Here is a 13,281-nt window from a genome sequence, read left to right on the forward strand (position 1 = left end):
CCCTCCCTGTTTGGGCGCGAAACTGCGTGGAGCGGGTTCGATTGTCAAATGCAACCTAGCACCCTGTGGAGATCGTTTCGGCGAAACGTGCAGGGTCGACATTGCCGCCGGTCAGCATGATGACAGTGTGCTCATCGAGCGCGACCTTGCCGGCGAGCGCTGCAGCCAGCGCCGCGGCACCACCGGGTTCGACGACAAGCTGCAATTGCGAGAAGGCAAAGCGCTGCGCCGCGCGCACCTCGTCATCGGTCACGGCAACGCCCGGATCGGCGCGACCCTGCAGTACGTCGAGGTTGATCAGCTTGGTCGCAGTGGGTTGCAGCGCATCGCAAATCGTTTCGGGCGCATCAGGACCGGCGCTGACGATCTCCCCCGCCGCGAGCGCTTGCCCCACCATGTCCCATCCGACCGGCTCGATCGGCACCACGGCGCTGTCGGGGCAGGCGAGGGCGAGGCCCGCTGCAAGCCCTCCGCCGCCGCAGCAGGCTACGATGCGCGAGGGCTGGCGACCGAGCTGCCCGGTGATCTCGATACCGGCGCTCCCCTGACCCTCGATCACCCAGGGATCGCCAAAGGCATGGACCAGCGTGCCGCCTCTTTCTTCGATGATCCGCGCTGCGACCTCGTCCCGGTCCTCGCCGGGACGTTTGTAGAGCACCACCTCGGCGCCAAGCGCGCGGGTGGCGTCAAGTTTCACCTGCGGCGCATTCTCGGGCATCACGATCACCGCCGGAATGCCGAGCCGCCGTGCCGCCCATGCGACGCCCTGCGCGTGATTGCCGGAGGAAACGGCGACCACGCCGCGCACTTTTTCCTCGTCGGAAAGCGCAGAGAGCCGGTGCCACGCGCCGCGGATCTTGAACGCGCCGATCGGCTGCAGGTTCTCCGCCTTCACCCAACAGGAAACGCCGTTGATATCCATCGGCAGCAGCGGCGTTGGCGGCAGGATTGCGGCGACCTTTTCGGCGGCTTCGATCACGCCTTCTCGCGTCGGCTTGCGCATATCGTCTCGGATCATTTGGCGGCTCTAGCGCATTTCGCTAGGGGAGCGACAAGAATCAAATTCGGAGAACCCCCACATGTCGACAGTCCTCGTAATCGGAGCCGGCGGCGTCAGCTCGGTCTGCGTCCACAAAATGGCGTTCAACCCCGACATCTTTTCGGAGATCCACCTCGCCAGCCGCACCAAATCGAAATGCGACGCGATCGCCGCGAGCGTCAAGGAGCGCGCCGGGGTGGATGTGGCGACGTATGAGGTCGATGCCGAGGAAGTCCCGGCGATGGTCAAACTGATCAAGACGGTCGGGCCGGAGCTGGTCGTCAATCTGGCGCTGCCGTATCAGGATCTTCCCATCATGGATGCCTGTCTGGAGGCGGGTGTCGATTATCTCGACACGGCCAACTACGAGCCGAAGGACGAGGCGAAGTTCGAATACAAGTGGCAGTGGGCCTATCACGACCGGTTCAAGGAAGCGGGCCTGATGGCGCTGCTCGGCTCGGGCTTTGATCCGGGCGTCACGTCCGTCTTCACCATGTGGCTGAAGAAGCACAAGCTGAAGACCATCCGCCAGCTCGACATCCTCGACTGCAATGGCGGCGATCACGGCCAGGCCTTCGCGACCAATTTCAACCCCGAAATCAACATCCGCGAAGTGACTGCGCCCGCGCGTCACTGGGAGAACGGCGAGTTCGTCGAGACCCCCGCAATGGGCAAGAAGGTGGAATTCGACTTCGAGAGCGTCGGCACCAAGAACATGTACATGATGTATCACGAGGAGCTGGAAAGCCTCGCCAAGTTCAATCCGGAGCTAGAGCGTGCGCGCTTCTGGATGACCTTCGGCGATGAATACATCAAGCACCTGACCGTGCTGCAGAATGTCGGCATGACGCGGATCGATCCGATCAAGTACAAGGGGCAGGAGATCATCCCGCTGCAGTTCCTCGCCGCGGTCCTGCCCAAGCCCGAAACGCTGGGCGAGACGACCAAGGGCAACACCAATATCGGCGTGATCGCGACCGGCGAAGCGCTCGACGGTTCGGGCGAGAAGACCTTCTACATCAACAATATCTGCAGCCACGAGGCAGCATACGAGGAAACCGGCAACCAGGCCGTGTCCTACACCACCGGCGTTCCTGCGATGATCGGTTCGGCGATGATGGTCACCGGCAAGTGGGAAGGTGACGGCGTGTTCAACATGGAGGAAATGGACCCCGATCCCTTCATGGAGATGCTAAACGATCACGGCCTGCCTTGGCAGGTGAAGGAAATGGACGGGCCAGTCGACTTCTGATGGAAACCAGAGCCGGTGATCCGGGCGCTTTCGCCCATTTCGACCTCTCGCGTGTCGACAGCCCCGCCTTCGTGGTGGATGCGGCGAAGCTGCGCGCCAATTGCCAGGTGCTTGCGGCGATCCGTGACGAAGCGGACATCAAGATGCTCGCGGCATTGAAGGCCTTTTCGATGTGGTCGACCGCGCCGATTATCGGCGAGTATCTCGACGGCGTGTGCACCTCCGGCCTGTGGGAAGCGCGGCTCGCTTCCGAGTTCTATGATGGCGAGATCGCGACATATTCGGCCGCGTTCAAGCCCGACGAGCTCGAGGAAATCTGTCGCCTCTCCGACCACGTGATCTTCAATTCGCCCGGCCAGCTGCAGCGTGCGGCGCTGATCCTAGATCAGGCGCGGGTGACCGGCGGTGACATCGACGTTGGCCTGCGCATCAACCCGCAGGTGCCGACAGGTGAGGTGCCGCGCTACGATCCCTCATCTCCCGGCTCGCGGCTCGGCTTCCCGCTGGACCAGCTGACCGAAGAACACATGGAAGGTGTGGAGGGGATCCACTTCCACAATCTGTGCGAGCAGGACCTTGGGCCGCTCCGCCAGACATGGGACCGGGTTTTCGATGCGATCGAGCCCTATTTCGGCCAGCTCAAGTGGATCAACATGGGCGGCGGTCACCACATCACCCGCGCCGATTACCAGCGTGACGAGCTGGTCGAGTTCCTCAAGGATGCGAAGGAAGATACCGGGGCTGAGATTTATCTCGAACCGGGGGAGGCTGTCGCGCTGGATGCCGGCATCCTCGTCGGGACGCTGCTCGATACAGGCTTCAACGAAGTGCCGATTGGCGTCACGGACGTCTCCGCGACCTGCCACATGCCCGATGTGATCGAAGCGCCCTATCGACCCGCTATGCTGGGTGAGCTCACCGACGAGAGCCAGATACCGATTCGTCTCGGCGGTCCGTCGTGCCTCGCGGGCGATGTGATAGGTGATTATCGCCTGCCGGTGCCTGCCGAACCGGGCGCGCGCTTCGCGTTCCTCGATCAGGCGCATTATTCGATGGTGAAGACCAATACATTCAACGGCGTCCAGCTCCCCAGCCTCTGGCTGTGGGACAGCGAAACCGACGCGCTCGATTGCGTGAAGTCCTTCGAATACGAGGATTTTCGGAACCGATTGTCCTGAGGCCGTTGATTGCAGTGAACGCATAGGCATTTTGCCGTTCGGACAGGCGCATTTTTGGTTTGCGATTGCGCGCAGAGGCCCTATATGCGCGCCTCCGCTGCCCCAAGGGAACCGATTACCGCAAGGCAGCCCTGAACGTTTAATGTCAGAAACTAAACCTTCCGGGGGTCCCTTGAGTTGCACACCTTTCCCGACGCCAAGGCTGTAGTTCGCGAACTCGCGCCGGACGAGCCTGTCATCCTGAATCGTCCGCACGCTGCCACGCGCGCCGCCCGCTTCTTTATCGAGAAGTTTCCGGGCAAGCCGCTCTATGCCGTAAAAGCCAATCCCACGCCTGATCTGATCACGACGCTGTGGGAGGCGGGCATCACGCATTACGACGTCGCCTCGATCGCCGAGGTGCGGCTTGTGCGCGGGCTTCTGCCTGACGCGGTGCTGTGCTTTATGCACCCGATCAAGACGCCCAAGGCGATTGCCGAGGCCTATCACCAGCACGGCGTGAAGACCTTCAGCCTCGATACGGCAGAAGAACTCGAGAAGATCGTCGAGGCGTGCCGCAATCCCGAGACGGGTGAGCCGGCCACGGACCTGCGTCTGTGCGTGCGCCTGCGCGTCTCCAGCGAATATTCAGAGCTCTCGCTCGCGAGTAAGTTCGGCTGCGACCTGACCGAAGCGCCCGCGCTGCTTCAGCTGACCCGTCAGCATTGCGACTGGTTGGGCATCTGCTTCCACGTCGGCAGCCAGGCGATGAGCCCGTTTGCCTTCGTCCAGGCGCTGGATCGCACCCGCGCGGCAATCGCCGAAGCTTCGGTGGTGATCGACATGATCGACGTCGGCGGCGGCTTCCCGAGCATCTATCCCGAGCTCGAACCGCCCCCGCTCGAAGATTACTTCCAGATCATCCATCAGCACTTTTACGCGCTGCCGATCGCCTACAACGCAGAGCTGTGGTGCGAGCCGGGCAGGGCGCTTTGTGCGGAATATTCCTCGCTCATCGTGCGCGTGGACAAGCGCCGCGGTGAAGAGCTTTATATCAACGACGGCGCCTACGGTGCGCTGTATGATGCCGCTCATGTGGCATGGCGTTTCCCGGTGCGCGCGCTCGAGGACGATCTGCGCGATCCCGTGCAGGATTTCGCCTGCTACGGTCCGACCTGCGACGATGCCGACTATATGGCAGGGCCCTTCGCTCTGCCGGGCGATATCAAGGCGGGCGACTATATCGAGATCGGCATTCTCGGCGCATATGGCGCGGCGATGAAGACCGGCTTCAACGGCTTCGGCAATGCCGAACAATATGTCGTAACCGACGAGCCGATGGCGAGCCTCTATGACGGCAGCCGCCAGCGCCCGGAAGCCGACAATGTGGTGAGTCTGCGCTGATTGGTCTAGGCTCTCCCGCACAATCCGGGAGAGCCACTGAATGACCGTACAAATCGATTTCTTCTTCGACCTGTCGAGCCCGTGGACGCGGCTCGCCTACAGGAACGTGCGGCCTGCGCTCAGCGGCCTGGACTATGCGATCACCTGGCGGCCATTTCTGGTCGGCGGGGTGTTCAACGCGGTCAATCAGGCAGTGTACGAGAGCCGCAAGCCGGAGAATGCCGCGCGGCTCAAGCGCAGCTTCGACTGGCTCAAGGAATGGGCCGAACTGGCCGATGTGCGGATGAATTTCCCGTCCGAGTATCATCCCCTCAAATCGATCGCGCCGATGCGGATGTGCTGCGCGCTCGAAGACGATCAGGAGACGCTCGAGCGCTTCGCAGCTGCGGCGTTCGAGGCGTATTTTGGCGACCAGCGCAATCTCGACGACGTGGCTGTGTGCGCCGCGGTGGCGGACCAGATCGGCCTCGACGGCGCCGCTTTGGCGGAACGCGCGGTCGAGCAGCCCAACAAGGACCGCTTGCGCGCCAACACCGAGGAAGCGATCGAGCGCGGCGCCTTCGGCTCACCCACCATCTTCGTCAAGGACGGCGCGGGGGGCGAGCACATGTACTTCGGCAATGACCAGCTACCGCTCTTGCGGCAGCGGGTTGAAAATTGCGGAGGCTAGGGCAGGCGGCCTATTGCCCGAAGCGGTAAAGTACCTGCATGCCGCCACCCAGGTCGGGGCTGCCGTCGGCGAAACCGGTGTAGCCATATCCCTGCAGCCGCAAAGCATCGCTCAGCTTGTAGGTGAGCGATGCGGTTGCTTCGCTGATGTCAGGGCCGGTCGGCGTTGATCCCTGCCGCCAGTCATAGTCGAGGCCGACCATCAGCCGGTCCGCGCTAACGTAAACGCCAGCGCCGGCGAGCCAGACGTCGCGCAGGTCGAACACCTCGCTCGAACCGTTGAAACGTCGGCCGCCATAGGCTGCGAGGCTGACGTTACCGAGGCTGTGCAGCACTTCGCCCTGTGCGGTGAAATCCGTGCTGCCGGTGCCGAGAAACTTCTCTTCGGAAGCGGTGGGCAGCTTCACCTTGCCGACTGCATCGAACCACGTCGCGTTGCCGACAGGCAGTGAGTAGCCGGCTGTAAGCCACAAATCGCCCACTCCGCTGCGCGAGGTGACCTCTCCGCCCGGTGCACCGGGGGTCACGCCACCGTCACCCGGGATGACGCCCGAAGGCCCTTCGACTTCGATCCACGAGGTCGATGCCTTGAGGTAGAAATTATCGGCCTGATATTTCACGCCTATCGGGATTGCGAGGAAGTCCGTGTCCTCGACATCGCCATAATCGCCAGAGGAATAATCGACCCCAAGGTTGACCTGGATATGGGGTTCCTCGGCCTGCGCTGGTGTGGCGATAAGGGTAAGGGCGGACGCGCCGGCCCCTGCCAGCATGCGGGTTGCGGTTTTCATTAAATGTTCCTGGAGTTCATCTCGTTAGAGACGGTGCCGCGCGAGCGGATATTCCGGCCCGCGCGACACTGAGTTTGCCTAAGGTTACGCCTTAGTCTTAGCCCGGACGGCCCGGTTTTTCAGGCTTCTCGGGCTTTTCCGGACGTTCCGGCCTTTCAGGCTTCTCGGGGCGTTCCGGTCGCTCAGGACGTTCGGCCTTTGCGACTCGTTCAGCTTTGTCGGGGCGCTCGGTCCTCTGGTGCTCGACAATGGCGCGACTGCCGTCTTCCTTGGTGATCGTGTGGATATTGCCCGAGGGGGTTTCCACGGTCTGGACAAAGCCAGTGGTGACGGTTTCAGTCACGGCCACGCCGTTTTCGTCCACCACCGGATCACCGTTTTCATCGACGACTTCGCGCTCTTCCACGATGTCTTCACGCGTAACGATCGCACCGTTCGATTCCGGTGCTTCGGTTTCTACGTCGGTTCCAGCGTCGGTATCGGTATCGGTATCGCCCGCGTCCTGGGCGTAAGCCGATCCCCCGATCGCGGCTAGCGCGAGCGCGGCAGCAGAGCCGATCATCATTGTCTTTTTCATTGTGCGTCCCTTTTTCCGTTTGGGTGTCACGCTGCCGTCAAAATGGCAGGAGGTGACTTCAGGGACTGCGCTTAATTTGGACCTTACGGTCAAGGTTATTGGGACTGGCTGGGCCGGGCTTCGGATGAAGCGACACTCCCCTGTAACTGCGAAAATGACCGTTAATGCGGCGTCTAGAAACCGACGAAGTTTGCCGCTTCGTCGACGCTGCGGCGCGTGATCTTGACCGCATTGGCGGGGAAGTCCGGATCGGGCCAGCCCATCGCCACAGCCTTCATGATGACCTGATCGTCAGGGATACCCGCATGCTCGCGCACCACGGGGCTTTGCATGATGCCTTGCGAGTTGATCACGCAGCCGAGCCCGCGCGACCATGCCGCGTTGACGAGAGCGGTGGTGACCGCGCCGCAATCGAACGGCGTGTCGTCGCTTCCGGACAATTCCTTGTCATAGGTGACGATGACGCAGACGGGCGCGTCGAACTGGCGGAAGCCGCGCAGCACCCAGTCCTGCCGCTTCTCCTTGTCGTCGCGCTCGATCCCCATCGCTTCGAACAGCTGGATGGCGCAGCCGACCTGGCGTTCGCGGTGCTTGCCTTCGAACGGCTGGCCCCGGCGAAACTCGCGGCTGTCGGGCACACCGGCGAGGATGTTTTCGGTATTCCCCTTGCGGATGCGGTCGAGCGGTTCGCCGGTGATGACGTGAAAGTGCCAGGGCTGGGTGTTCATCGAAGTGGGCGAGCGCATCGCCATGCCGATGATTTCCTCGATCAGCTCGCGCGGAACTGGCTTGTCGAGATAGCCGCGAATGCTCCGCCGGCCCAATACGACCTCGTCATACTTCTGATCCGGATTGCCGCCCATGTGTCTTTTCTCCCTTTCTGAAGAGGGGATTAGCGCAGCGCGAGCGGGGCGTAAAATCCGCTAGGGAAAGGCGCGTTCAGGCCGTGAAGTATGGCTTGTCGCCGGCGATGGTGACTCGCTCCATCACCCGGCGGGCGGGGAAATAATCCGACGCGGCGAGGTGCTGGCAGACGCGATTGTCCCAGAAAGCGATCGAGCCTGCACGCCAGCGGAAGCGGCATTGAATCTCCGCGTCCTTCGCCCTGGCATATAGGTGCTCGAGCAGCCAGCGGCTCTCGGTCGAGGACAGCCCTTCGATATGCGAGGTGAAGGCGGTGTTGACGTAGATCGCTCGCTCACCCGTTTCCGGATGGGTCCGGATCACGGGATGCCGCATCAGCGGGTATTTGTCGTGCAGTTCTTCGGGCTGTTTGCCGAGCCGCTTCGCAAAGACGCGGGCGATGTCATGCACCGCCGTCAGCCCTTCGCAAAAGCGCTTCATTTGCTCGCTCAGCCGCTCGTAAGCGAGGTGCATGTTGGCAAACAGCGTATCGCCACCGCAATCGGGTACTTCCCGGGCCAGCAGGATCGAACCGAGCGAAGGCTTCTCCCGCCAGGTCACGTCGGAATGCCAGAAGTTTTCGGAACCACGGCTCTTGGGGCCATGCGCGATCCGCAGAACCTCGGGATTGGGCTGATCTTCCGGCGTCGCCGGATGGATTTCGAGCTCGCCGAAATGGCGCGCGAAGGCAATGTGCTGTTCCTGCGTCAGGTCCTGATCGCGGAAGAAGATCACGCCATGCTTCAGCAATGCGGCGCGTATCTGGGGGATGCTGTCGGCGATGTCGGGCGCGCCGAGGTCGATCCCGAGAATCTCCGCCCCGATAGCAGGTGTCATCGGCCGCACGTCGAGCGTGCCGGTATCGAGTGTAGTCTTGTCCGCTACGGTTGCCATGCCTCTCTCCCTTGCGGGGAGAAGATGCGCGATTAGCCCCGTTCGATCAAGCTGGGCATTTTATGCAGCCTTGGCGAGTTCCAGGTCGAGGCGGTCCCAGATTTCGACCAGCGCGCTGGTCAGCTCGTCCATCATCGCTTCGGTGTGGGCAGGGCCGGGCGTAAAGCGCAGGCGCTCCGTCCCGCGCGGCACGGTCGGGAAATTGATCGGCTGAACATACATGCCGTATTCGGCGAGCAGGATGTCGCTGATCTTCTTGGCGCGCACCGGATCGCCCACCATCAGTGGTACGATGTGCGTCACGCTGTCCATGACGGGCAGGCCGGCTTCGCGCATCTTCGCCTTGAGCGCAGCGGCATTGGCCTGCTGCGCATCGCGTTCCACGCTCGATCCCTTGAGGTGCTTCACCGCTGCCAGCACGCCTGCGGCGAGGACCGGCGAAAGCGAAGTCGTGAAGATGAACCCGGGCGCATAGCTGCGGATGCAGTCGATCACGCGGGTGTCGGCCGCAATATAGCCGCCCATAACGCCGAAGGCCTTGCCCAGCGTGCCTTCGATTATGTCGATGCGGTGCGCGGCTTCGTCGCGCTCGGAGATGCCTCCGCCGCGCTTGCCATACATGCCGACCGCGTGGACCTCGTCGATATAGGTCAGCGCGTTGTATTTTTCGGCAAGGTCGCAGATCTCGTGGATCGGCGCGACGTCGCCATCCATCGAATAGACGCTTTCGAAGGCGATGACCTTGGGCGTTTCGATATCCTCTGCAGCAAGCAGTTTTTCGAGATGCGCCATGTCGTTGTGGCGGAATACCCGCTTCTCGCAGCCCGCATTGCGGATGCCTGCGATCATGCTGGCGTGGTTCAATTCGTCAGAGAAAATGATGCAGCCCGGCAGCAGCTTGGCGAGCGTCGAGAGCGTCGCATCGTTCGAGACATAGCCGCTCGTGAACAGCAGCGCGCCTTCCTTGCCATGCAGGTCGGCAAGTTCATGCTCCAGCTCAACGTGAAGGTGGGTGTTACCGCCGATATTGCGGGTGCCGCCCGAACCCGCGCCGACATCGTGAAGGGCGGTTTCCATCGCCTCGATCACCTTGGGGTGCTGGCCCATCGCGAGGTAGTCGTTCGAACACCACACGGTGATCGGCTTCGGGCCATTGTGCCCGTGGAAACAGCGCGCATTGGGGAAGGCCCCCTTGTTGCGCATGATGTCGATGAAGACGCGGTAGCGTCCTTCCTCGTGGAGGCGGTCGATCGCCTTGTCGAAGATCTGTCCGTAATTCACGCGGGCGTTCCGCTTCGCTGCTTGCAGCCTGTGCTGCCGTCCAAGTGGGGAGCGATTTAGTGTGTTCGGTTGCATTTTGCCACCGCGATCTTTGCGAATGATTCGCGATAAATAGGGATCACTGCGGAGGGTCGGTGATACCTTCGGCGAACGGGGGCGAGGGTAGGGGGCCGTCCTTGTCCTTGCGCCAGAACTCGGGTCTCACCGACTCGAGGAAATCGGCGATCTCGCCGCGCAATGACAGCCAGAACGCGCGTTCCTCTGCCGACTCGTCGGGGATCGTCTCGAACAGCACTTCGAGCACGGCGTCGATCAGGCCGAGGTAAAGGCGCGGTCCGATTTCCAGCGTGTCCTGATGATGAACGATGGTCGTTCCCTGCTCGATGCGCGTGCCGCCCGGATCCTGCGCCCATTGCATCAGGAGGAAGGCGGTGGTCGAAACCATGCGCCCTTCGAGTTCGGCCCGATTGCCCAGTCCGTGGTGCTCAAAAGACGCGCGCCCATCCGGATAGCGGCGGTAATAGCGTTCGAGGACGTCTTGCGTGATGTCTCCGCGCTGCTCTGCCAGGCGTTCGAAACTGCGCTCGGCGAGGGTGGAGCGCTCTGCCATCAGAATTGCTTCAAACCGTCGATGCCAAGGGCCGAAAAGGCGTTGCCCAGTTCGACCAGGGTTTCGAGCGGGCCGGTAGTGACGGCAAAATCCGGCTGCTCGCGAGAAAATTCCTGGCCTTCCGTCAGGTTGGCTATGCGGCGTGCAATGCCCTGGGCGCCGTCGACGAAACGCACCTCTGGCCCGAAGGCTTCCGCCAGTTCGTCCTCGAGCAACGGGAAATGCGTGCAGGCGAGCACCACCGTGTCGATTTCGCTTCCCTTCGGCTGTTCACGCAGCCCGGCTACCGCCGCATCGATCGTCGCTGGCGGGACGGGAGCGCCGCGCAGCTTGGCCTCGGCCGCAGCGACAAGGCCGGGTGCCGCATGGCGCAGCAAGGTCTTGCCGTTCGCAAACTCGGCTTCGAGATTGTCGACATAGGCTTGCCGGATCGTCGCCTCGGTGCCGAGCAGTCCGATCACGCCGGTGTGCGTCATGGCAGCGGCTGGCTTGATCGCGGGCACGGTGCCGACGATCGGTATCTCGAGCACGTCGCGCACCATGCCAAGCGCGATCGTGCTGGCGGTGTTGCAGGCAATGCAGACAAGGCGCGGCTCATACCGCTCGCTCATCCGGCCAAGCAATCCGGCGACACGCGCGGCAATCTCCGCTTCGGATTTCGTGCCATAGGGTAGCCCGGCGAGATCGGCGGCGTAGATCACCGGCGCATCGGGCAGCAGCTTGCGCAGTTCGGCCAGCACGGTCAGCCCGCCGACACCCGAATCGAACAGCAAAATGGGGGAGGCGGAGTCGCTAATTTCTCATTCCGTTCGCGCTGAGCTTGTCGAAGCGCTGCCTTTTACTTACGCATCGGCAAAAGGGAAGGCAGGCCTGCGATAGGCCCTGCCAATACGGAGTTTTCATTGGAAACCTTGTTCGCCGCCTTGTTGGGATTTTTCCTCGGCTCGATCCCCTTCGGACTGCTGCTGACCCGTGCTGCCGGACTCGGCGATGTGCGCGATATCGGTTCGGGCAGCATCGGAGCGACCAATGTGCTGCGCACGGGGAACAAGGGGCTGGCAGCGGCGACCGTGCTTCTCGATGCGGCAAAGGGTGCGGTGCCGGTGCTCATCGCGGCGTACTTCTGGCCCGGCACGGAAGGTGTCGCGGGGGTTGCTGCGGTTGCCGGGCACTGCTTCACCCCCTGGCTCAACTTCAAGGGAGGCAAGGGGTTCGCCACGGCGGCAGGCGTGCTTCTGGCGCTCGCCTGGCCAGTGATGTTGGCCTGTGCGGCGGTCTGGGCGGCCACACTTGCGGTGAGCCGCATTTCCTCGGTTTCCTCGATGACGACAGTGATCGCGGCTCCGCTCATCGCGTGGGCCATGGGGTATCCGCAGGTCATCGCTCCGCTGATCGCCATCGCGCTGATCGTCATCATCCAGCATCGCGCGAATATCGGGCGGTTGATGCGCGGTGAGGAGCCGAAAGTCGGCGGCGGCAAGAATGATTCCTGACCGCTCGCCCGGCGCGATTACAAGCCGTTAATTGGGTCCATCAGGGACGAGCGCCTAGGCTGCGGTTTTTCGCCGTTTGCAGGGGTGGGCCTTGACCGAGATTTCCCAAGCCGAAGCCTTTGCCCGGATTCGCCTGCTGCGCTCGCCCAACATCGGCCCGGTGAGCTATCGACAGCTCCTGGCGCGCTATGGTTCGGCGGCAGAGGCGCTGGAGGCGCTCCCCGATCTCGCCCAGCGCGGCAAGCGGACCTATCGCGCCACGCCTGCCGACCGGATCGAGCGCGAGGTTGAGGCAGTCCGTGCGGCAGGCGCGAGATATGTCTTTCATGACCAGCCCGACTATCCCGCGCTGCTAGGCCAGATCGAAAGCGCGCCGCCGATCCTGACCTGGCGCGGCGATCTCGCTCTCGCCAGCAAGCCTAGCGTAGCCATGGTTGGTGCACGCAATGCGAGTGCGGCGGCGGTCAAGCTGGCCCGGGAGTTCGCCTCGGAGCTTGCCGCGCAAGGGTTTGTCGTTGTTTCGGGATTGGCGCGGGGGATCGACGGAGCCTGTCACGAGGGAGCGATGCCCGCGACCATCGGCGTCATCGCGAGCGGGATCGATGTCACCTATCCGCCCCAGCACGCAGAATTGCAGGAGCGCATTGCGTGCGAGGGCCTGCTGATCGCCGAGCAACCACCCGGGACCGAACCGCGCGGCAGCCACTTTCCCAGCCGCAATCGCATCATCGCAGGGCTTGCTGCGGGGACGCTGGTTGTCGAGGCGGCCCCCAAGTCCGGCTCGCTCATCACCGCGCGGCTGGCGGGCGAGGCGGGGAGGGAGGTCATGGCGATTCCCGGCTCGCCGCTGGATGCGCGCTCGTCCGGATGCAACCAGCTGATCCGGGACGGTGCGGTGCTGGTGCAGTCGCCAGAGGAAGTTGCGGAACTGCTGCGCGGCTTCGACGGCGAGCCGCGCTCGACATTTCGCGAGGCAGCGCCGCAATTCTACTTCGATCACGAATGCGAGGAATTGGCCGAGGCGGAGCCGGTCGACATCGCACGCTTGCTCACCCATGCGCCGATCGCAGTGGACGAGTTGATCCGACAGTCGGGCGAAGCGCCGGCGGCTGTGCACATGGCGCTGCTCGAGCTTGAAATTGCCGGAGAATTGGACAGACATGCGGGGAGCCGCGTATCACGCGCTGGCTAAATGCCATGGGGGGCGGAAC

14 protein-coding genes are annotated in these 13,281 nt (G+C 62.9%); 6 read left to right on the forward strand and 8 right to left on the reverse strand.

From position 1 onward, the window contains the following. Positions 1–55 precede the first annotated feature (55 nt). Complete coding sequence (locus CCE89_RS12070) at positions 56–1,018, reverse strand: threonine ammonia-lyase (protein ID WP_086438311.1); 963 nt, start codon at positions 1,016–1,018, stop codon at positions 56–58. A 61-nt stretch (positions 1,019–1,079) separates the two neighbouring features. Between CCE89_RS12070 and CCE89_RS12075 the strand changes: the two genes are divergently transcribed. The 4 genes from CCE89_RS12075 to CCE89_RS12090 all read left to right on the forward strand — a co-directional run bounded on the left by CCE89_RS12075 (position 1,080) and on the right by CCE89_RS12090 (position 5,522). Next, positions 1,080–2,291, forward strand: coding sequence for a saccharopine dehydrogenase family protein (locus tag CCE89_RS12075; RefSeq protein ID WP_086438312.1), 1,212 nt, complete (start codon positions 1,080–1,082; stop codon positions 2,289–2,291). Further along, a complete protein-coding gene (locus CCE89_RS12080; RefSeq protein ID WP_086438313.1) occupies positions 2,291–3,469 on the forward strand; it encodes a carboxynorspermidine decarboxylase in 1,179 nt (392 codons plus the stop codon). Before CCE89_RS12075 ends, CCE89_RS12080 begins: the two co-directional genes overlap by 1 nt. Before the next feature lie 177 nt (positions 3,470–3,646). Further along, a complete protein-coding gene (locus CCE89_RS12085; protein ID WP_086438314.1) occupies positions 3,647–4,852 on the forward strand; it encodes a type III PLP-dependent enzyme in 1,206 nt (401 codons plus the stop codon). Positions 4,853–4,892: 40 nt separating this feature from the next. Next, a complete protein-coding gene (locus tag CCE89_RS12090) occupies positions 4,893–5,522 on the forward strand; it encodes a 2-hydroxychromene-2-carboxylate isomerase (protein WP_086438315.1) in 630 nt (209 codons plus the stop codon). A 10-nt stretch (positions 5,523–5,532) separates the two neighbouring features. Here the strand turns inward: CCE89_RS12090 and CCE89_RS12095 are convergent, their stop codons facing one another. The 7 genes from CCE89_RS12095 to murI all read right to left on the reverse strand — a co-directional run bounded on the left by CCE89_RS12095 (position 5,533) and on the right by murI (position 11,374). Continuing rightward, positions 5,533–6,312 (reverse strand): transporter family protein, encoded by a 780-nt coding sequence (locus tag CCE89_RS12095; RefSeq protein WP_086438316.1) that lies wholly within the window; start codon positions 6,310–6,312, stop codon positions 5,533–5,535. A gap of 97 nt (positions 6,313–6,409) precedes the next feature. Further along, positions 6,410–6,889, reverse strand: coding sequence for a hypothetical protein (locus CCE89_RS12100; protein WP_086438317.1), 480 nt, complete (start codon positions 6,887–6,889; stop codon positions 6,410–6,412). Positions 6,890–7,062: 173 nt separating this feature from the next. Continuing rightward, positions 7,063–7,752, reverse strand: a complete 690-nt coding sequence (locus CCE89_RS12105) for a nitroreductase (protein ID WP_086438318.1) — start codon at positions 7,750–7,752, stop codon at positions 7,063–7,065. Positions 7,753–7,828: 76 nt separating this feature from the next. Then, entirely contained in the window at positions 7,829–8,686 is an 858-nt protein-coding gene (locus CCE89_RS12110; RefSeq protein ID WP_086438319.1) for a TauD/TfdA dioxygenase family protein, read from the reverse strand. A gap of 60 nt (positions 8,687–8,746) precedes the next feature. Then, the gene (gene hemA, locus CCE89_RS12115; RefSeq protein ID WP_086438320.1) at positions 8,747–9,967 is read right to left on the reverse strand and encodes a 5-aminolevulinate synthase; all 1,221 of its coding nucleotides are present in this window, start codon (positions 9,965–9,967) and stop codon (positions 8,747–8,749) included. Positions 9,968–10,085: 118 nt separating this feature from the next. After that, positions 10,086–10,577, reverse strand: a complete 492-nt coding sequence (locus CCE89_RS12120) for a hypothetical protein (protein ID WP_086438321.1) — start codon at positions 10,575–10,577, stop codon at positions 10,086–10,088. Next, the gene (murI, locus tag CCE89_RS12125) at positions 10,577–11,374 is read right to left on the reverse strand and encodes a glutamate racemase (protein WP_086438322.1); all 798 of its coding nucleotides are present in this window, start codon (positions 11,372–11,374) and stop codon (positions 10,577–10,579) included. The genes CCE89_RS12120 and murI overlap by 1 nt, the downstream gene beginning before the upstream one ends. A gap of 105 nt (positions 11,375–11,479) precedes the next feature. Between murI and plsY the strand changes: the two genes are divergently transcribed. Next, positions 11,480–12,070, forward strand: a complete 591-nt coding sequence (plsY, locus tag CCE89_RS12130) for a glycerol-3-phosphate 1-O-acyltransferase PlsY (RefSeq protein WP_086438323.1) — start codon at positions 11,480–11,482, stop codon at positions 12,068–12,070. A gap of 91 nt (positions 12,071–12,161) precedes the next feature. Further along, complete coding sequence (gene dprA, locus CCE89_RS12135) at positions 12,162–13,262, forward strand: DNA-processing protein DprA (RefSeq protein WP_200810346.1); 1,101 nt, start codon at positions 12,162–12,164, stop codon at positions 13,260–13,262. Positions 13,263–13,281: the final 19 nt, after the last annotated feature.

The organism is Altererythrobacter xiamenensis (genome assembly GCF_900177715.1).
In the GTDB taxonomy this organism is placed as follows: domain Bacteria; phylum Pseudomonadota; class Alphaproteobacteria; order Sphingomonadales; family Sphingomonadaceae; genus Erythrobacter; species Erythrobacter xiamenensis.

Coding starts and splice junctions, on each gene's coding strand:
- CCE89_RS12070 (WP_086438311.1), bottom strand. CDS start 1,018: ATGATCCGAGACGATATGCGCAAGCCGACGCGAGAAGGCGTGATCGAA.
- CCE89_RS12075 (WP_086438312.1), top strand. CDS start 1,080: ATGTCGACAGTCCTCGTAATCGGAGCCGGCGGCGTCAGCTCGGTCTGC.
- CCE89_RS12080 (WP_086438313.1), top strand. CDS start 2,291: ATGGAAACCAGAGCCGGTGATCCGGGCGCTTTCGCCCATTTCGACCTC.
- CCE89_RS12090 (WP_086438315.1), top strand. CDS start 4,893: ATGACCGTACAAATCGATTTCTTCTTCGACCTGTCGAGCCCGTGGACG.
- CCE89_RS12095 (WP_086438316.1), bottom strand. CDS start 6,312: ATGAAAACCGCAACCCGCATGCTGGCAGGGGCCGGCGCGTCCGCCCTT.
- CCE89_RS12100 (WP_086438317.1), bottom strand. CDS start 6,889: ATGAAAAAGACAATGATGATCGGCTCTGCTGCCGCGCTCGCGCTAGCC.
- CCE89_RS12105 (WP_086438318.1), bottom strand. CDS start 7,752: ATGGGCGGCAATCCGGATCAGAAGTATGACGAGGTCGTATTGGGCCGG.
- CCE89_RS12110 (WP_086438319.1), bottom strand. CDS start 8,686: ATGGCAACCGTAGCGGACAAGACTACACTCGATACCGGCACGCTCGAC.
- CCE89_RS12120 (WP_086438321.1), bottom strand. CDS start 10,577: ATGGCAGAGCGCTCCACCCTCGCCGAGCGCAGTTTCGAACGCCTGGCA.